Origin of the sequence: Kitasatospora sp. NPDC059327 (assembly GCF_042752535.1) — a bacterium.
In the GTDB taxonomy this organism is placed as follows: Bacteria; Actinomycetota; Actinomycetes; order Streptomycetales; family Streptomycetaceae; genus Kitasatospora.
This window is the reverse complement of the sequence record NZ_JBHYYB010000093.1, coordinates 1-17,821: the sequence shown is the minus strand read 5'-3', so window position 1 is coordinate 17,821 and position 17,821 is coordinate 1. Positions and strand designations below refer to the sequence as shown.

The window sequence follows — 17,821 nt, the reverse complement described above, 5'->3', positions numbered from 1 at the left end:
TCCGGTCCCAGGCCGTGCGCTCCGGTCCTACGCCCGTGCCGTCCGGCGCCGCGCCGCGCGGTCCAGACGGAAGCGGGGGTGGGGCCGGGCCCGGCCGGTGGCGAGGTCGGCGGCCATCGCGCCGACCGTCGGGGCGAACTTCGCCCCGTGACCGGAGCACGCGGAGACGATGACGAGGGGGCCGTGCCGGTCCAGCACGAAGTCGTCGTCCTCGGTGGTGGTGTAGAGGCAGGTCGACCCGGCGACCGGCTCGGGATCCAGGCCGGGGAGCCGAGCGCGGACGAACCCGCTCACCCGCTCGCGCGAGGCCGGATCGACGAGGCCGGTGCGGGTGGTGGCCGTGGTGCGGGTGCCGCGGTCGTGTTCGGCCACCTTGACGGCGGGGAGCGGACCGCCGTCCTCACCGGAGGGCAGGCCGAAGACCTGTGCCGACGCGTCCTTGGAGACCAGGACCGGCCACGCCGCGGACGGCTCGCGCTGCCGGAAGTGGAACACCTGCTGCTGGGTGACCGTCAGCGGGGGCAGCCCGAGCGGCAGTTCGAGGCCGGGCAGCCACGCACCGGCGGCGATCACCGCCGTGTCGGCGGTGAGCTCACGTCCGTCGTCCGTGCGCAGCACCACGGCGTCCGACACCTCGATGCCCGTGACGCGTACGCCGGTCCAGGTGTCCGCGCCGTGCTCGACCGCCCTGCGCACACAGGCCGCGACGGCGCGGTCCGCGTCGATCACGCCCGCGTCCGAGTGGTACAGCGCCGGCCCCTCGAAGCTGATCTGGGGCCAGCGCTCCGCGGCGGCCGGCCCGCTGAGGAGCTCGCAGCGCACTCCGGCCGCGCCCAGCACGGCGGCCAGGCCCGCCGGATCACGCCCCTTCCCGATGTCGAGACCACCGGTGGTGCGCAGCAGGGGGGTCGCGCTGTCGTGTTCGAGTTCGCGCCACTGCTCGGCCGCCCTGCCGGTCAGGCCGACGTAGAAGGGGTCGGCGTAGGCGCGTCGGAAGATCCGCGAACTGCCGTGCGAACTGCCGTGCTCGTGGCCGATGTCGTACGCCTCGATCAGGGTGACCTGGTGGCCGCGGCGGGCCAGTTGCCAGGCCGTGGCGGCGCCCATCAGGCCCGCGCCCACGACGGCGATCACAGGCCCTCCCCGGGGATCCACCGGGTGCCGGCGAGCGGGACCCGGGCCATCGCGGCGGACTCGACGGTGAGGGCGACCAGGTCCTCGGGTTCGAGGTGGAGGAGGTGTGCCTTGCCGCAGGCGCGGGCGAGGATCTGGGCCTCCAGCGTCATCACGCGGAGGTAGTTGGCGAGTCGGCGACCGGCCTCCACCGGGTCGAGGCGGGCGGCGAGTTCCTCGTCCTGGGTGGAGATGCCGGCGGGGTCGCGGCCGTCCTGGTAGTCGTCGTAGTAGCCGGCCGCGGAGCCGAGCCGGCGGTACTCGGCGTCGTGCTTCGGATGGTTGTCGCCCAGGGCGATCAGCGCGGCCGTGCCGATGGCGACGGCGTCCGCGCCCAGGGCGAGCGCCTTGGCCAGGTCCGCGCCGCTGCGGATGCCGCCGGAGACGATCAGCTGGACCTCCCGGTGGACGCCCAACTCCTGGAGGGCCCGGACGGCTTGGGGCAGGGCGGCCAGGATGGGGATGCCGACGTGCTCGATGAAGACGTCCTGGGTGGCGGCGGTGCCGCCCTGCATGCCGTCCACGACCACCACGTCGGCGCCGGCCTGGACGGCGAGCCTGACGTCGTAGTACGTCCGGGTCGCGCCGATCTTCACGTAGACCGGCTTCTCCCAGTCGGTGATCTCGCGCAGTTCGAGGATCTTGATGGCGAGGTCGTCGGGGCCGGTCCAGTCGGGGTGGCGGCAGGCGCTGCGCTGGTCGATGCCGACGGGCAACGTCCGCATGCCGGCCACCCGTTCGGTGATCTTCTGGCCGAGCAGCATGCCCCCGCCGCCGGGCTTGGCGCCCTGGCCGAGGACGATCTCGATGGCGTCGGCGGCGCGCAGGTCGTCGGGGTTCATGCCGTAGCGGGACGGCAGGTACTGGTACACCAGGTGCTTGGAGTGGCCGCGTTCCTCGGGGGTCATGCCGCCGTCGCCGGTGGTCGTCGAGGTGCCCGCCTCGCTGGCACCGCGGCCCAGGGCCTCCTTGGCCTGGGCGGACAGCGCCCCGAAGCTCATGCCGGCGATGGTGACGGGTGTCCTCAGTCGCAACGGGTACGCGGCGTGCCGGGCGCCCAGGGTGACGTCGGTGCCACAGCTCTCGCGGTACCCCTCCAGCGGGTAGCGGGACATGGAGGCGCCGAGCAGCAGCAGATCGTCGAAGTGCGGGAGCGCGCGCTTGGCGCCGCCGCCGCGGATGTCGTAGATGCCGGTCTCGGCGGCTCGCTGGATGGCGTGGATGGTGGCGCGGTCGAAGGTCGCGGACTCGCGCAGGCCGGGCGGTACGGCTTCCATGCTTCTTCGAACTCCTTCAGTACGCTGCCGTGTTGTCGACTTTGAAGTGGTAGAGCTCACGGGCCGATCCGTACCGGCGGAAGTCCGCCGGGTCCTCCTCCCGCTCGGCCGCCGCCAGCAACTCGGCCAGCTCGGCGTGGTGTTCGGGCCGCATCTCCTTCTCCTCGCAGTCCGCGCCCAGCGACTTGACCGTGCCGCGGACGTAGATCCGCGCCTCGTAGAGGGAGTCCCCCAGGGCGTCGCCCGCGTCGCCGCAGACCACCAGCCGGCCGGCCTGGCCCATGAACGCGCTCATGTGGCCGACGCTGCCGCCCACCACGATGTCCACTCCCTTCATGGAGATCCCGCACCGGGCGGCGGCGTCCTTCTCGATCACCAGCAGACCGCCGTGGGCGGTCGCGCCGGCGGACTGCGAGGCGCTGCCGCGCACGCGCACCATGCCGGACATCATGTTCTCGGCGACTCCGGTCCCGGCGTTGCCGTGCACGGTGACCGTGGCGCGCTGGTTCATTCCCGCGCAGTAGTAGCCGACGTGGCCCTGGACGTCCACGGTGAGTTCCTCCCGGATGCCGCAGGCCACCGCGTGGGCACCGCGCGGATTGAGGACGCGCCAGGCCGTCGCCGTGGGCGTGTGCAGGGCCCGGTTGAGCTCCCGCACCGGGGTCTCGGCCAGGTCGATCAGCGTCGCCACAGGTACACCTCTTCCGGTTCGGGTTCGAAGATGCGGGCCTTGTCGATGCCCGGCAGGACGTCCAGGGCCCGGTACTCGGAGGCCATCGCGACCCACCCGTCGGTCTCGGCGACGAGGGCCGGTTTGCAGGCGATGGCGTCGCGGACGACGGCGAAGGAGTCGCTGGTGGACACCAGCAGGGTGTAGAAGCCGTCGAACCGCTCGCACAGCCGCCGCAGCGCCGTCTCCAGGTCGGCGCCTTCGGCGAGCTGGTGCGCGATGAAGCGGGCGCCGACCTCGGAGTCGTTCTCGCTGTCGAACACCGCGCCGCGGGCGCGCAGTTCACGGCGGATGGTGGCGTGGTTGGCGAACGAGCCGTTGTGCACCAGGCACTGGCCCGGGCCGACCGAGAAGGGCAGGGCGCCCTCGGGCGTCACGGCGGACTCGGTGGCCATCCGGGTGTGCCCGACGCCCTGCCGGCCGGTGACCGACGCGAGCCCGAAGGACTCGGCCAGCTCCACGGGATCGCCGGTGCCCTTGAGCACGGCCATACCGGTGCCGGAGCCGATGACGGTGGCCCGCGGCAGCGCCTCCGCGACGGACGCGAGCAGCCCCGCGACGGAGAGGTCCGCGTGGACGACCGTGGTGGCGTCGGCCCCGAGGGCCACCGCGCCCGGCAGCGCGGCCCGCGCCTCGGCCGGCGTGACACCGAGCAGCGAGACCACGGCCCGGCCCGGCGGGGACAGGCGCGGGTCGCCGTAGACCGCGACACCGGCCGAGTCCGGCCCGCGTTCGACGACCTGTCCCAGCATGGCGGCCAGCAGCTCACCGAGCCGGGGTTCGAGCGAGGGCTCGCGCAGATGGAGCCCCACGATTCCGCACATCTCAAGTCCCTTCAGGAAGTGGCAGAAGCGGAAGACGGACAGAAGGCGGTCAGAAGGCGGTCAGATAGCGGTCGAGCTCCCAGGGGCCGACCGTGGCGTGCCAGTCGAGGAACTCCTCGCGCTTGAGGTCGGCGAAGTACCGGCTCACCCCGGGCCCGGCCGCGTCCAGGGCGCCGCTGACCACCTCGTCCGCCCGGAGCGCCTCCACGGCGTGCAGCAGGGTCGGCGGGAGCTCGGGCCCCTTCGCGTCCGCGCCCGGCTCACCGGGGTCGAGACCGCGCTCGATGCCGTCGAGGCCGGCCGCCAGGGCGGCGGCGGTGGCGAGGTACGGATTGGCGGCGCCGTCCCCGCCGCGCAGCTCGACGCGGTCGCCGTCGGGAACGCGAACGAAGCGGGTCCGGTCGTTGCCGCCGTACCCCGCGAGCCGCGGTGACCAGGTGGCACCCGAACGGCTGGACACCGCACCGGTGCGCTTGTAGGAGTTGACCGTCGGCGCGATGACCGCCTGGAGGGCCCGCGCGTGCTCGACGATCCCGGCCACGAAGGAGTAGGCGAGCGGGGAGAGGCCCAGGCCGCGCGGGTCGGTGGCGTCCGGGAACGCCGGGTCCTCGCCCCGCCAGAGCGACAGGTGCAGGTGCATGCCGGTGCCGGTGCGGTCGGTGAACGGCTTGGGCATGAACGTGGCCGTCATGCCGCGTCGTTCGGCCAGGACCGACACCAGGTACCGCAGGGTGACGACCCGGTCGGCGGTGGTGAGGGCGTCGGCGTGCCGGAAGTTCTGCTCGAACTGGCCGTTGCCGTCCTCGTGGTCGTTGGCGTAGTTGCCCCAGCCGAGGGCGTTCATGGCCGTGGAGACCGCGGTGAGATGGTCGTACATCCGGGTCAGCCCGTGGACGTCGTAGCAGGGTCGGACGGCCGTGTCCCTGGTGTCGGCGACGCTCAGCACGCCGTGCGCGTCCCGGTCGACCAGGAAGTACTCGACCTCCGCGCCCACCGAGAGGGACAGCCCCCGCCCGGCGGCCCGCTCCAGCATCCTGCGCAGGATGACCCGCGGCGCGTACGGCCAGGACTCCCCCTCCACGTACGGATCGCAGTGGACCAGTGCCAGACCGGGTTCGACGAACGGGAGGGGCGTGTAGGAGGAGGCGTCCGGCCGGGCGACGACATCGGGATCGCCGGGTCTCTGACCCAGCGCGCCGGCCGCGTACCCGGCGAAACCGACGCCCACGTCGCGGAGTTCCTCCACCGCCTGGGCCGGGACCAGCTTGGCGCACGGCTTTCCGGTCAGGTCGACGAAGACGGCGAGCACGAACTCGATGCCGTCGGCACGGACGAGCTCGGCAAGATCGGGGGTGGCGGTCGCCATGGGTCCCTCCCGGGGTGTCTACTGTGGTGAATCATCGTTGCCCATGAGTAGACGCCATGGACGTTACGCGGGGATTTCCACCGTGGAAGCTCCCGGTAAGCCGAAAGCCGGGCCCCGCTCCCGGAGGGAGCGGAACCCGGCGCGGTGGGCCCTGCCGAGTCGCTACGGGAGGGGTGATCTCCCGCACCGGCGCGCACCGACCGTCACCGCGAGGGACCGCCCCCCGGCTGGACGGTCGGCGAGGTCTGTCTCAACTTCCTTACAGTGAAGGCCAGTTGCAGGCGCAGGCGCCCTTGGGGAGAGTGCACGTCCCAGCCGAGGAGGTGTTCGGCCTGGACGAGACGCTGCTGCAGCGTCGAATGGTGCACCGTCAGCTCGGCGGCCGCGGATCGCAGGCTCGGCGCGTTCGCGACGGCGTGGAGTGTCGCGGCGGCCCAGGGGGCCTCGGCGATCGCGTGCTCCAGCGCCAGGAGGTCGGGCACGGGTGGTGTGTCCGGGCCGACCGCGGCGGCGAGCAGGGTCAGTGCGCCCAGGTCCTCGGCGTACACCGTACGCGGCCCCGGGTCCTGCGCGGTCCCGTCGGCCGTCAGCCGCAGCGCGGTCCGGGCGGCCGCCCAGGACCGCGGCAGCCCCGCCGGGTCGACGGTCGGCCCCACTCCGGCCCGGCGCCCGTCGGGCGGCGGCCGGCCGGCCTCCACGGCGGACCGGATCTCCGCGCCACCCCCGTACAGTGCCACCGCTCGCACCCGCTGCGTGGTGCGCAGCCCCAGGCGGCCCGCCGCGTGCAGGCGCGCGGACGGTGGCGCCGACGGGTCCAGCAGCACCTCGACGAGCGCGGGATCCTCCGCGGGGGCGACGGCGGAGGCGCGGCCGCGGGTGCGGTCGAGGACCGCCCGTAGCGCGGCGCTCGCGCGCTCCAGCACCATGGCGTGCACGCCGTCGGGCGGTCCCGGACGTTCCAACCAGAGGGCGGCGACCTCGTCGGCGCCCGCCGGGGCGGGCGTGGCCGGGGGCGGGGCGAAGGCCGCGGCCGCGGCGAGGGGCGCGGGCCCGTCGCCCGCGACCGGGAGGCCGTTCGGCACCAGGGGCAGGCAGGGCCAGGCCGGGTCGACGGGACCGCTCACGTCGTTGCGCCGCCCGTCGGGTTCGACGCGGACGCGCACGCCGCGCCGGGCGTCGACCAGCCTGGCGGGCGAGCCGGACAGGACCGCAGCACCCCGCACCAGGGCCTCCAGGCCGACACGGGCCTCCATCAGGCGGTCGAAGTACGCGACGACCCGCAACGCGGCACCGGCGTCGGGATCGAGCGCCGCGAGCCTGCCTGCCAGCTCTTTCACAGGTACCATCCTGCGCCGGGGGGCCGCCGCTGCCAAGGCCGTGGGCTCCCCGCTCGTCCGTCGACACGCGACCCGCGACCCGTGTCGCGTGTCCGGTGTGTTCTGCGTCCCGGGCGGTCGTGGAGCCGGGGGCGCCCACCCGGGGACCCGTCGCGGCAGGCGGGTCAGGCGTTCAGGAGCCGCCGCAGCCAGCGCAGCCGGGGGGCGCCCGCGTCCTGCGACAGCTGGGCCTGCGGCGCCAACCCGTCGAAGCCGTGGAAGCCGCCCGGCCAGACGTGCAGCTCGGCGCTCCCGCCGGCCTCCCACAGACGGCCGGCGTAGGCGACGTCCTCGTCCCGGAAGGTCTCGGCGGAACCGACGTCGACGAAGGCGGCGGGGAGACCGGACAGGTCGGTGGCCCGGGCGGGCGCCGCGTACGGCGAGACGTCCGGCCCACCCCGTGCACCGCCGAGCAGAGCGGTCCAGCCCGCCTCGTTCGCGGCCTGGTCCCACACCCCGAGCCCGGCCATCTGGTGTGCGGAGACCGTGTCGTTGCGGTCGTCCAGCATCGGGCAGAGCAACATCTGGCCCAGCGGCGCCGGTCCGCCGCGGTCCCTTGCCAGCAGCGCGAGCGCGGCACTGATCCCCCCGCCGGCACTGACGCCCACGAGCACGATCCGCTCGGGGTCGACACCGAGCTCCGCCGCGTGCTCGGCCGTCCAGACCAGTCCCGCGTAGCAGTCCTCGACCGGCGCCGGATGCGGATGCTCCGGGGCCAACCGGTACTCCACGGAGATCACGACCAGTCCCAGTTCCTCGGCCCAGTCCAGCATCATGTCCATGCCGAGGCGATTGTTGCCGAACATCATCCCGCCGCCGTGTGTGTGGTAGACGGCCGGCCGCGGACCTCCGCCGCCGCTCGGGCGGCAGATCAGCAAGGAGATGTCCGGCGCACCGGCCGGCCCCGGCACGGTCCGGTCCTCGATCTCGAAAGCCCCGCCGCGGGTGAGGGCCTCGTCGGCGAGGCCGTGAGCGTTCAAGGCCTCGCGCATCTCGGGGGTGGGCAGCATGCCGGCCGGTGGCATCAGCTCCCGGACGAGATGGAGCGCGGCCACCAGCTCCGGGTCGAACGGGACGGGTGGGCGAACTCCCTCGGCACCTGCCGACGGTGCCGGGATCCTCGGCTCGGCTGTCATGGCTGCTCCTCGCGCTCATGCCCGCGGTCACACCGCTGTGACCAGTGCGTTCATCGTGCCGACGGGGTCGCGGACCGGGCACTCGCCAGTCGGCGGACATCGCCCGCCGAACGGCGGCCCGCAGTCGGCGGGCGCCGGCCCGGCACTCGCCCGGGCCGCCGGTGCCACCCGGCCGTCCCCGGTCGCCCGGTGCCGCCGGGCGTCCCGGAAGTGGGCCGTCCGGGCGTCCCGCTCCTATGGTGGAAGAACCCCATGACCGGAAGCGGCGGCGTACGGGCAGGTGGATCGTGAACGGACCCGTCATCGACTACCAGGACGTCTTCCAGGCTCTGCCGGGCGCGGTCGCGCTGCTGACCCCCGACCTGGTGTACGCGGATGCCAACGAGGCGTTCCTGTCCGTCTCCGGACGCACCCGCGAGCAGCTCATCGGCCACTACCTGTTCGACGTCTTCCCCGACAACCCCAACGACCCCGCGGCGAACGGCGTGCGCAACCTGCACGCCTCGCTGGAGCGCGTCCTGGCCACCGGCGAACGCGACACCATGGCCCTCCAACGCTACGACGTCGAGGACCCCGAGCGCCCCGGCGTGTGGCACGAGCGGTACTGGAGCCCCGTCAACGCCCCCGTCCTCGCCCCGGACGGCACGGTGGCGCTGCTGGTGCACCGCGTCGAGGAGGTCACGGACCTCATCACGGCCCGCGGCGACCGCGACGGCGACCGCGCCGAGGTCCTGGAAGCCGAGCTCTACACCCGCGCCCGGGAACTGCAGGAAGTCAACGAACGCCTGCGCGACGCCCACGCCCGCGAACGCGCGGTCGCCCTCCACCTGCAGGAGGCGATGCTCCCCGCGCCCCGCCCGCTCGGCCACCACCGCGCGGCCGTGCGCTACCGCCCCGCCGCCGAAGCCCTGAACGTCTGCGGCGACTGGTACGACCTCGCCGACCTGCCCGGCAGGGCCCACACCGCCGTCGCCCTGGCGGTCGGCGACGTCGTCGGCCACGGCCTGCGCGCCGCCGGCGTCATGGGCCAGCTGCGCAGTGCCCTGTCCGCCGCCTCCCGGGTCGCCGACGGTCCCGCCCAGGCCCTGGAGGTCCTGGGCCTCTACGCCCGCTCCGTCGACGGCGCGGAGAACGCCACCGCCGTGTCGGTCTTCGTCGACTGGCCCGACCACACACTCACCTACAGCAGCGCGGGCCACCCGCCACCCGCCCTGTGCCGCCCCGACGGCACCGTGGTCCTCCTCGACCGGGCCACCGACCCCCCGCTCGGCGCCCGCCCGGAACACGTCCACCGCCCCCAGGCCCGAACCGGCTTCACCGAGGGCTCCGTGCTCGTCCTCTACACCGACGGGCTCGTCGAACGCCGGTGCGAGGACATCGACACCGGCCTCGACCGCCTCGCCCGCTCCCTCGCCCGCCACCGCCACGCCGACCCCACCACCCTCGCCGACGCGCTCCTGAACGACCTCGTCCCACCCGCCGGACTCACCGACGACACCGCCCTGATCGTCCTGCGCCTCTGACGGCCGAGTCGCGCGACCGATCACCCGCGGCCGATCCCGGGGTCCGCCGATTCGCAGCGCTCCCCCGCTCCCGCCGACCCGGGCACACACCGCGGATCCACGGCCGCCGACAGGGGGCCGTGCGGGGAGTCGGGGCGCACGTGGCCGGGGTCCCGGGAAAGGGGGGGTGTTCCGCGGGACCCCGGCCGGTGGGCGGCCAGTCGCGTCGCAGGCACGGCGCGGCTGCTCTGCCCGGCGGCCCGGCGCTGCGTGTGGTGGGACCGCCGTGACGGGAATGCTAGACCCGAGTTTCGACCGTGACCAGGGCCTTGACCTGTGATCTTTCGGCCGCGGACGTGCGACCGGCACGCCGGCGTCCTGGAGGTGTGCGCGTGCCCCGCAGGGTCGTGGCGGCCGGCCTCCGGAGTGGTCCCGAGGGCGGTGTGCGGTGCTGCCGCCGCGCGGGCCGGGGTGCACCCGCGTCCGGTCCGGGGGAGACCGGGGGCCCCGGACCCGGCGCGGCGGCAACACTTCAGCGCTCCCGTCCCGGGCGCCTGAGCTCCGATGGTCGACCAGTGGGGCACGGCCGACAAGACCCGACGTGCTGATGGGGCGGATAACGAAATCGTATGGGCGACACCGCGCCCGCGCCCCGGCCGACTCGGGCCACACCCGGCCGGCCCTCCTGTCGGCCGGGCCACCCCTGACGCGGGCGTGACGCAAGTCCAGGCGCGCGAAGCCGAGTTCCTGTGAGCCGAATGGGTTGCCCGACGGGCCGGACGCGGGCGAGGCCGAAGTCAGCACGGGCGCACGGTCGTTGCCGATGCGCCGCACCGCTGCGGCCGCACGGCGTCGGGCCCGGCGGTTTGGGCGGGGTTCCGTCGTGGACGCTCCGGCCTCCGCAGCCGCTGCGGCCGCCGTGGCCGCCGTGGCCATGACCTGCGCCTGACCGTCATGAGCATGATCACGCAGTTCTTTGCTCAAAGCTGCTCGAAATGCTTTTGATTTTACCAAGTCTTGACAGATTATCTGCGGAAGCGCTGTAGTTGCCCCACTGACTCCCGCTCTAGGCTTCTGGAGCCCATGATGTCCTCATCGCGTCGGGGGATGCTCGCCGCCTCGGTCGGCACCGTCCTGGTACTCACCCTTGCCGGCCCCCCTCTGAAAGCGGCGGCCGCCGATGCGCCGTCCGACCCCGTCTACTCGTCAGCCTCGGGCGTGCTCTTCCCCGGTGTCGCACCGGGGACGGCCACGGGGGCGGCGTCCCCGTCCGGCTTCACGCTGTCGAACAACGCTCTTTCGGCATCGTGGGCGGTGAACGGAAACAGGGTCTCGCTCTCCTCGTTCACGAACTCCGCGAACGGAACGCCCGCCACCGTGCACGCGGCGATCGGTGAACTGTTCTCGTTCACCCTCGCCGACTCCACCGTCATCAAGTCCTCCCAGTCCACACTCACCTCCGCCCCGACCCTGAGCACCCTGGCGGCCGACACCTCGGCCGTCCGCCTCTCCCAGAATGTCGCGGGCAAGGCGGTGAGCATGAGGTTCCGCTGGACATCGGGCGGCAAGACCCTGGACGTGACCTGGAGAGCCGAACTGCGCGACGGCGCGAACAGCGTCCTGCAGAGGTTCACCGTCACCCCGGTCAGCGGGACCTTCGACGTCACCGGGCTGCAGTTGATCGACATGACCCTGCCCAACAGCAGGGTGGACGGCGCCGACGACGGCAGCCCGGTCGTCGTGGGCACACCCGGAGCGGAGACGCTCTTCCTCGGTGTCGAGAACCCCATGGCCAAGCCCGTGGTCAACGGGGCGAACGTGACCATCGGTGTCACCCGCGCGGGCGACCTCACCCCCGGGAAGTCCTACGAGTACACCGCCTCCCTCGGCGTCACCCCGACCGGCGGCCTACGGCGCTCCTTCCAGTACTACCTGGCACGCGAACGCGTCCACAGCCGCCACACCTTCCTGCACTACCAGAGCTGGTTCGACCTCAAGCCGCCGGGCCTGGTCATCAACTCCTCCGAACTCACGTCGGCCATCGACCTCTTCGGCAGTGAGCTGACCAGCCGCGGAGCCAGGATCGACAGCTTCTGGGTGGACGACGGCTGGGACTACCTGCGCTCCCCCAAGAAGGCGGACGAGTCCGAGCTGAACGTCTGGTCCTTCGACCCCACCCAGTTCCCCACCGGACTCGGCCCCCAGAAGAGCGCCGCCGCCCGGTACGGCGGGGCGTCACTGTCGGTGTGGATGTCCCCCTTCGGAGGGTACGGAACCAGCGCGAGTGCGCGAAACCAGCTGAACCAGAGCAAACCGGCCGCGCAACAGTACGAAACCCACAGCGGCGGCAGGTTCAAACTCAGCGACCCCGCCTACTACGACCGCTTCCGCTCAGTGGCCTTCGACATGATGGACAACCAGGGCGTCAGGGGCTTCAAGTTCGACGGCATCGGCGGAGGACTCGACCAGTCCGGCCCCAACAGCGACTACCTCACCGACTACGAAGCCCTGCTCGACCTCACCACCGACCTTCGCGGCCGCAACAAGAACGTCTGGGTCAACGCCACCGTGGGCACCTGGGGCTCCCCCTACTGGCTCTGGTACGTGGACTCGATCTGGCGCGACGGCGAGGACGTGGGCCAGACCGGCGACGGCTCCCCCCAGGAGAAGTACGTCAACTACCGCGACTCCCAGACGTTCCGGAACATCGCCACCCAGAACCCGCTCTTCCCCGTCCCCGCCGTGATGAACCACGGCATCGTCTTCTCCGACCGGGCCCCCCAGTTCAGCGCCGACCACGACCTCTCGAAGCGGTCGGTCCGCGACGAGGTCTCGAACGACATCCGTTCCTACTTCGCGCAAGGAATGGGACTGCAGGAACTCTACGTCCGCAACACACTGGTCCGCCCCGACGTGCCGGGAGCAGCCTGGTTCTGGGACACCCTGGCCGCCAACGCCAAGTGGGCCCGCGCCAACCAGGACCTGCTCTCCGACGTCCGCTGGATCGGCGGCGACGCGGCAGTCGGCGACGTCTACGGCACCGCCGCGTGGAACTCCACCGCCGGTGCCTCCAAGGGCCTCCTGATGCTGCGCAATCCCTCGGCCACGACGAAGACCTTCGCGGTGGACCCGCAGCAGGTCTTCGAACTGCCCGCAGGCACGCGGGACACGTACCGCTTCACCGAGAAGGACGGCCTGCACGCCGCCTTCACCGCCCAACGCGGTACACCGGCCGCCGTCACCCTGCAGCCGCACGAGGTGGCCGTGTTCGAGGCCGTACCCACCACCGAGACCGCCGCCTACACCGCCATCCCCCGCGACGGCTGGACGGCCACCGCCGACAGCGCCGAGACCGTACGGGAGAGCGGTCAAGCCGCCAACGCCATCGACGGAAACAACTCCACCATCTGGCACACGCAGTACGGCACCGGCATCACCCCCATGCCGCACTGGATCGGCATCGACCTGGGCCGGTCCCGAACCGTGGGGCGGCTCGACTACCTTCCGCGCGAGGACGGCGGCACCAACGGCACCATGGCCGACTACCAGGTCCTGACCAGCACGGACGGCACCACCTGGACGGCGGTGGCGAGCGGCACCTTCCCGCCCGGTCCGGGCGTCAAGACCATCACCTTCCCCGACACCACCACCCGCCACCTCCGCCTGAGGACCACACGAGCCGCCAACGGCGCCGGCTACGCCTCGGCCGCCGAGATCGGCCTCTACCAGCGGCACCGCACCGCACCGTGACGCAGGGCACCGCACCGTGACCGTCCCGGCGCCGGCGACGCCGTCGGCATGACCGGAAAGCCGACCCACCTCCTGGTGGGTCGGCCTCCGGCGGACCGGCCCAGGCCGGGCCTCGTCCCCCACCGAGCGCTCAAGGCCGACCGCTCCGGCCGAGGCAGGCACACCTCCGCTACGCTCCGGGCACCGACGGACCGGGTGGGACCTCCCGTCGGTACCCGGTCCCGCAGCCCCTCTTCCCCGGACGGGCGGGGGTTCGGATCCGATGCGACGGCCCTGCCGTTCGCCCCGAGGGCCCCGGTCAGAGCCCGCCGTTGACCGCGGCCGCCTGGGCCGCGCCCGCGCTGACGTCCCACTTCGCGAGGATCGTGTCGTACTGGCCGTTGCGCATCAGCTCGTCCAGGCCCTTGACCAGCGCGTCCCGCAGCCCGGTGTCGGTCTTGTTCACGGCGATCCCGTACGGGCTGGACTGCGACTGGGTGCCCGCCACCTCGAAGCGGGTGCCGCCGTCCGTCGTCCTGGCCGCGTACGCCGCCGCCGGGAGGTCGTTGAGATCGGCGGCCGCCGTACCGGCCGCCACCTCCGCGAGGGCCTGGGCGTCGTCGTCGAAGCGGTGCACCTGGAGCGTCTTGCCCTCCCGGGCGCAGGCGGGGACCTGGTGGGTGACGATGTCGTCCTGGGTGGTGGCGCGCTGCACCGCGACCGTCTGGCCGCAGAGGTCGTCCAGCGTCCGGATCCCCTTCGGGTTGCCCTTGCGCACGATGATCGAGGTGCCGGCCATGAAGTAGTCGACGAAGTCCACGCCCGGCTGACCGGTCGGGATCCCGCTGTCGCCGAGGGCGTTGCGGCGCTTGGGCGTGTCGCTGATCGCCGACATCGCCACGTCGAACCGCCCCGCGTTGAGCTCCGGTATCAGCTTGTCGAACGGCGTGTCGACGATCTCGATCCGCAGACCGAGAACCGTCCCCAACGCGTCCGCCAGGTCCGGGTCGATGCCGTCCGGCCCACCGTCGGAGCCGCGGAACTCCATCGGCGGGTAGTTCAGGTCGGAGCCGACCCGCAGCACCCCGGCGGACCGCTGCGCCTCGGGCACGGCCGCCCGGGCCTTCTCACCCGCGCTCTTCGGGGCGCCCGAGCCGGCACAGGCGGTGAGCAGCAGGGCCGAGGCGGCGGTGACGGCGGCGGCCGGCAGGCCCCGGCGGCGGGGCGGCGGGCAGGGGAGATGGCGCATGGGGGGTGCTCCTCGGAGGGGGCGAGGCGGCGCGACCGGTGTCCACGGACGGGACCGGAAGCGGGCGGGGAACGGGATCCTCCCATCCGGCTCGGACGTCGAAGGCGGCAGGTGTATCACGATCTGCTATCGGGTTGGCCCAGGTCCGGGCGGCCCCTCCGGCTTCGGAGTCCCAGCGTCCTGGTCACCGGGGGGCCGTCGGCCGGTGACGGCGGCGCCGTTCCGGTACCGACCGCCGTGCGCCCCGTTCGCCGGGCCCGGTCCCGCCGGCGAGGCCTCCCGCGCGTGCCGCACGCCGTATCCCTGCGGCGAACACGTCACTTCGCACCCGACGGACGCTCACATCCTGTTTCGGGGCGGACTGGCCACCGCCGTCGTCCACGGCGCGCCCCGCTCCCCCGGTTCGGAGGTCCCGCGGCCAGCACGCCGGAAATCCTTCGGCTCCGAACGGTGGGGCGAGCTCACCTGTGGCAGGGGCCACCGCAAGATCTCCTGCTCCGGGGCCGAACCCACGAGAGGCCCGGACGGCTGCGCACACGCCGACCGGCGACGCTGCCCGCGTCACCACGCTCCCTACTCGCCGCCGCCGCGCCGTGCCCGGCGAGGGCAGCCCGGGACGCCGCCCACCGCAGCCAGTCTGGGCCCGCCGGGGCCTCGCTCCCACCCCCCATCCCCTATCCCTCCCCCGCCAGCTCGACCCCGTGGTGTCGACGACGGCCGTCCGGCAGTTCCCGAGGGAGGACCGGACGACCGCGGAGCGTGCACGCCTCGGACGGCGCACTCCTCGATCACGGCCCGGCCGGCGTGGTGCGGGACGGCGACGATGACGAAGTCCGGCGCCACGTCGTCCAGCAGGTCGGCGGCCCGGGTGAAGCCCGGGACGTGGTGCGTGTCCAGCTGGGCCCGCAGGGTGTCCGGGTCGCGGTCGCAGACCGCGACCAACTCGGCCCGGTTGGAGGCGAGCAGGCCGGGAAGGTGGTCTTCGAGTGCCTGGTGTCCGAGGCCGATGACCGCCGCGCGTCGTTTCATGGGCCAACTCCTTCCGCTTCGTGAGGAAACCTGTCGATGCGTGTCGAGTACAGCGCCAACTCCGCTTTCCTGGAAAGGCATTGTCTGTAGTCCCGGGGTTGCCCCGCGCTCGCGCACAGTAGGCTGCCTGTCACTGTCGCTGATGGAATTGGCCCCGTGGACGACCCGATCCGGCACCCCCTCGCCTACGCCCGTGAACTGCGCGGGTGGTCACAGAGCGACCTCGTCGTGCTCCTCGACCGGGCCGCCCGCAAGCACGGGCTCCGCTCCGGCGCGGACAAGACGGCCGTCAGGCGCCCCACAACGGCGGCCACCGCGAGGCCGTCACCGGGTCACCGGGTGGGAGGAGTTGCTCCGAAGTAGCGGTCGACGCTGTAACGCGGGCTCGTGCGCCCCCAGTCGTAGAAGCCGCGCTGCATGGCCCGCATGCTGGGTAGGAAGCGGCTCAACTGGGGACCGGCCCAGGCGGCCACCCGGGCCTCCGCCGTGAGATAGGCCTCGACCTCCCTGTTGTGCAGCCGGGCGGTCTCCTCGATGGCGGCCTGCGGGTCCAGGCCGCCGTGCCACGCCAGGGCGGTGGGCAGGTTGAGCGGCAGGGGGCCCTCGGGTTCGTGTTCCTTGCGGTAGGAGAACACGTCGTTGCACCAGGAGATGACGTTGTTGGTGATCCACCTCAGCTCGCGGACCGCGGGGTGTTCGTACTCGTGGGCGGGGACCTCGTAGCCGGCGGCGATGTCCTGGAGGGAGAGCCCGAGCGGGGTCGCGCTCGTCATGCGCCGTCCGACGACGTACTCCCCCGGGGTCGGCATCGTGTCGTGGAGACGGTGGCCGGCCTCCCACAGCGTGCCGAGGAAGTAGTAGTCCATCGCGGCGACGAAGCGCATGTACTGGGTCGGGCTGGACCGCGTGGCGATGTGCTGGAAGACGTCGTGTCCGGTTTGGGCGAGGCGGTAGCACAGCTGCCGGCCGGCCTCGTCCAGCTCGCTGGTGACGGTGCGACCGAGGTCCTCGGCGACGGTCGGGCTGCCCAGTTCCATGATCTCGCGCATCCAGGAGTAGAAGACGGCCAGTTTGGCGAGGTCGCGGCCCAGGATCCCGGAGTCGCAGACGGAGTCGTCGACGATGAACACCCAGGCGTACAGGTTCGTCACCATGCTCAACCCGTCGGGGTCGGCGTCGGGGTACTCACGGCCGACGACTTCGGCGAAGCCGCTGCGCCGGAAGACCTCGCGGTGGTCGGGGTCCGTCAGCAGGCCGCGTCCGGTCAGCCAGTCGATCATCTTGTCCTCGGCCCGGTCCGCCGCGGGATTGAGCTCCGGCGGGTAGGGATAGTGGAGGTAGGGGAGTCGCAGTGCTTCCGGTGTGGCGGTCATGGGCTCGTGCCTCTCGACGGGCGTGTCAGTGGTGGCGTTTCGGGATGGTGGCGCGTGTCGGTGGCCGTGTGCCCGGGGCGGCCGCCCGGTCAGCGGCCGTAGTTGCGGATGCGCCGGCGGTACCAGTCCAGTGCGGTGTCCAGGTCCGCCCGGCTGAAGGCGGGCCAGGGCGTGGGGCAGAAGTACTGCTCGGCGTAGGCGCTCTGCCAGGGCATGAAGCCGGAGAGGCGCTGTTCGCCGGCGGTGCGGATGACCAGGTCGGGGTCGGGCTGGCCGGCGGTGTCCAGGTGCCGGCCGATGTCGTCGGGGCCGAAGTGCTGGACCAGGTGTTGGAGGGTGCCCGCCCTCTGGTGGCTGATGATCAGGTTCTGCACGCCGCGGACGATCTCGTCGCGGCCGCCGTAGGCGATGGCGAGGTTGCACACCGGACCCTTGAGGTGCCGGGTCCGCTCGGCGGCGTCCTTGAGGATCCTGGTGCTTTGGGACGGAAGGCGCTGCGGGGTACCGAGGTAGCGGATGCGCCAGCGGCGGGTGGCCGCGATGGCCTGGGTGATGTCGGTGATGACCTGGAGCAGCCGGTCCAGTTCGGTGGCGGGTCGCTGGAAGTTCTCGGTGGACAGCGGCCACAGGGTGAGGGTGGTCAGGTCGGTGATGTCCTGGCACCAGGTGAGGAGGTCCAGGACCCGCTCCCCGCCGAGCTGGATGCCCTCCAGGGTGGTGTGTCCGTGGTCACGGGCCCAGCGGCGGTTGCCGTCGAGGATGACCGCCAGGTGCCGCAGGGCCGGCTCCGGTTCCGCACGGTGGTGGCCGTCCTGGCGGGCGGGTGTGTCGGCCGTGGATGTCATGTCTCCTCCTGGGTTTCGCCCGTTGACGAGGGGGATGCGCCGGTGGCCCGGCGTCGAGACGGCCTCGCGCGAGTCCTGGGAGTCGGTGGTCGGCCGGACGCACGACGACGGTCGGCGGCCGGGGGAACGGGCTCCCGTCGGAACCACGCCCGGCAGCCGGGGGGGGGCCCCCCCCCCCGCCGGGGGGCCGGCCCCCCCCCACCCCCCCCAGC

Annotated in this window: 13 protein-coding genes; 2 read left to right on the top strand and 11 right to left on the bottom strand. The window is 72.9% G+C overall.

Annotated features, from left to right (window positions below; genetic code table 11):
* Positions 1–27: 27 nt before the first annotated feature.
* From ACFXHB_RS35875 to ACFXHB_RS35845, 7 genes are all read right to left on the bottom strand, one after another.
* Positions 28–1,134, bottom strand: coding sequence for an FAD-dependent oxidoreductase (locus ACFXHB_RS35875; RefSeq protein WP_380579699.1), 1,107 nt, complete (start codon positions 1,132–1,134; stop codon positions 28–30).
* Entirely contained in the window at positions 1,131–2,450 is a 1,320-nt protein-coding gene (locus tag ACFXHB_RS35870) for an FMN-binding glutamate synthase family protein (protein WP_380579697.1), read from the bottom strand. The genes ACFXHB_RS35875 and ACFXHB_RS35870 overlap by 4 nt, the downstream gene beginning before the upstream one ends.
* A gap of 16 nt (positions 2,451–2,466) precedes the next feature.
* Complete coding sequence (locus ACFXHB_RS35865; RefSeq protein WP_380579695.1) at positions 2,467–3,141, bottom strand: glutamate synthase; 675 nt, start codon at positions 3,139–3,141, stop codon at positions 2,467–2,469.
* The gene (locus tag ACFXHB_RS35860; protein WP_380579693.1) at positions 3,129–4,004 is read right to left on the bottom strand and encodes a glutamine amidotransferase; all 876 of its coding nucleotides are present in this window, start codon (positions 4,002–4,004) and stop codon (positions 3,129–3,131) included. Before ACFXHB_RS35860 ends, ACFXHB_RS35865 begins: the two co-directional genes overlap by 13 nt.
* Positions 4,005–4,053: 49 nt before the next feature.
* Complete coding sequence (glnT, locus tag ACFXHB_RS35855; RefSeq protein WP_380579691.1) at positions 4,054–5,370, bottom strand: type III glutamate--ammonia ligase; 1,317 nt, start codon at positions 5,368–5,370, stop codon at positions 4,054–4,056.
* Positions 5,371–5,573: 203 nt separating this feature from the next.
* Complete coding sequence (locus tag ACFXHB_RS35850; RefSeq protein ID WP_380579689.1) at positions 5,574–6,707, bottom strand: helix-turn-helix domain-containing protein; 1,134 nt, start codon at positions 6,705–6,707, stop codon at positions 5,574–5,576.
* 164 nt (positions 6,708–6,871) lie between these two features.
* Complete coding sequence (locus tag ACFXHB_RS35845; protein WP_380579687.1) at positions 6,872–7,882, bottom strand: alpha/beta hydrolase; 1,011 nt, start codon at positions 7,880–7,882, stop codon at positions 6,872–6,874.
* Between the two features lie 236 nt (positions 7,883–8,118).
* On the opposite strand from ACFXHB_RS35845, the gene ACFXHB_RS35840 reads away from it, so the two are divergent.
* Positions 8,119–9,405 (top strand): PP2C family protein-serine/threonine phosphatase, encoded by a 1,287-nt coding sequence (locus ACFXHB_RS35840; RefSeq protein WP_380579685.1) that lies wholly within the window; start codon positions 8,119–8,121, stop codon positions 9,403–9,405.
* Between the two features lie 1,062 nt (positions 9,406–10,467).
* Entirely contained in the window at positions 10,468–13,134 is a 2,667-nt protein-coding gene (locus ACFXHB_RS35835; RefSeq protein ID WP_380579683.1) for a discoidin domain-containing protein, read from the top strand.
* Positions 13,135–13,432: 298 nt separating this feature from the next.
* Here ACFXHB_RS35835 and ACFXHB_RS35830 read toward each other — a convergent pair whose 3' ends face one another.
* The 4 genes from ACFXHB_RS35830 to uppS form a co-directional block, all read right to left on the bottom strand.
* Positions 13,433–14,362, bottom strand: a complete 930-nt coding sequence (locus ACFXHB_RS35830; RefSeq protein WP_380579681.1) for an ABC transporter substrate-binding protein — start codon at positions 14,360–14,362, stop codon at positions 13,433–13,435.
* A gap of 573 nt (positions 14,363–14,935) precedes the next feature.
* Positions 14,936–15,391, bottom strand: coding sequence for a Gfo/Idh/MocA family protein (locus ACFXHB_RS35825; RefSeq protein WP_380579679.1), 456 nt, complete (start codon positions 15,389–15,391; stop codon positions 14,936–14,938).
* Positions 15,392–15,723: 332 nt separating this feature from the next.
* Positions 15,724–16,764, bottom strand: coding sequence for a hypothetical protein (locus ACFXHB_RS35820; RefSeq protein ID WP_380579677.1), 1,041 nt, complete (start codon positions 16,762–16,764; stop codon positions 15,724–15,726).
* A gap of 89 nt (positions 16,765–16,853) precedes the next feature.
* Positions 16,854–17,609, bottom strand: coding sequence for a polyprenyl diphosphate synthase (gene uppS / locus ACFXHB_RS35815; protein WP_380579675.1), 756 nt, complete (start codon positions 17,607–17,609; stop codon positions 16,854–16,856).
* Positions 17,610–17,821: the final 212 nt, after the last annotated feature.

Excerpts from the sequence above, each read along its gene's own strand:
- ACFXHB_RS35820 (WP_380579677.1), bottom strand. The coding sequence starts at position 16,764 with ATGACCGCCACACCGGAAGCACTGCGACTCCCCTACCTCCACTATCCC.
- uppS (WP_380579675.1), bottom strand. The coding sequence starts at position 17,609 with ATGACATCCACGGCCGACACACCCGCCCGCCAGGACGGCCACCACCGT.
- ACFXHB_RS35830 (WP_380579681.1), bottom strand. The coding sequence starts at position 14,362 with ATGCGCCATCTCCCCTGCCCGCCGCCCCGCCGCCGGGGCCTGCCGGCC.
- glnT (WP_380579691.1), bottom strand. The coding sequence starts at position 5,370 with ATGGCGACCGCCACCCCCGATCTTGCCGAGCTCGTCCGTGCCGACGGC.
- ACFXHB_RS35840 (WP_380579685.1), top strand. The coding sequence starts at position 8,119 with ATGGTGGAAGAACCCCATGACCGGAAGCGGCGGCGTACGGGCAGGTGG.
- ACFXHB_RS35870 (WP_380579697.1), bottom strand. The coding sequence starts at position 2,450 with ATGGAAGCCGTACCGCCCGGCCTGCGCGAGTCCGCGACCTTCGACCGC.
- ACFXHB_RS35845 (WP_380579687.1), bottom strand. The coding sequence starts at position 7,882 with ATGACAGCCGAGCCGAGGATCCCGGCACCGTCGGCAGGTGCCGAGGGA.
- ACFXHB_RS35825 (WP_380579679.1), bottom strand. The coding sequence starts at position 15,391 with ATGAAACGACGCGCGGCGGTCATCGGCCTCGGACACCAGGCACTCGAA.
- ACFXHB_RS35835 (WP_380579683.1), top strand. The coding sequence starts at position 10,468 with ATGATGTCCTCATCGCGTCGGGGGATGCTCGCCGCCTCGGTCGGCACC.
- ACFXHB_RS35860 (WP_380579693.1), bottom strand. The coding sequence starts at position 4,004 with ATGTGCGGAATCGTGGGGCTCCATCTGCGCGAGCCCTCGCTCGAACCC.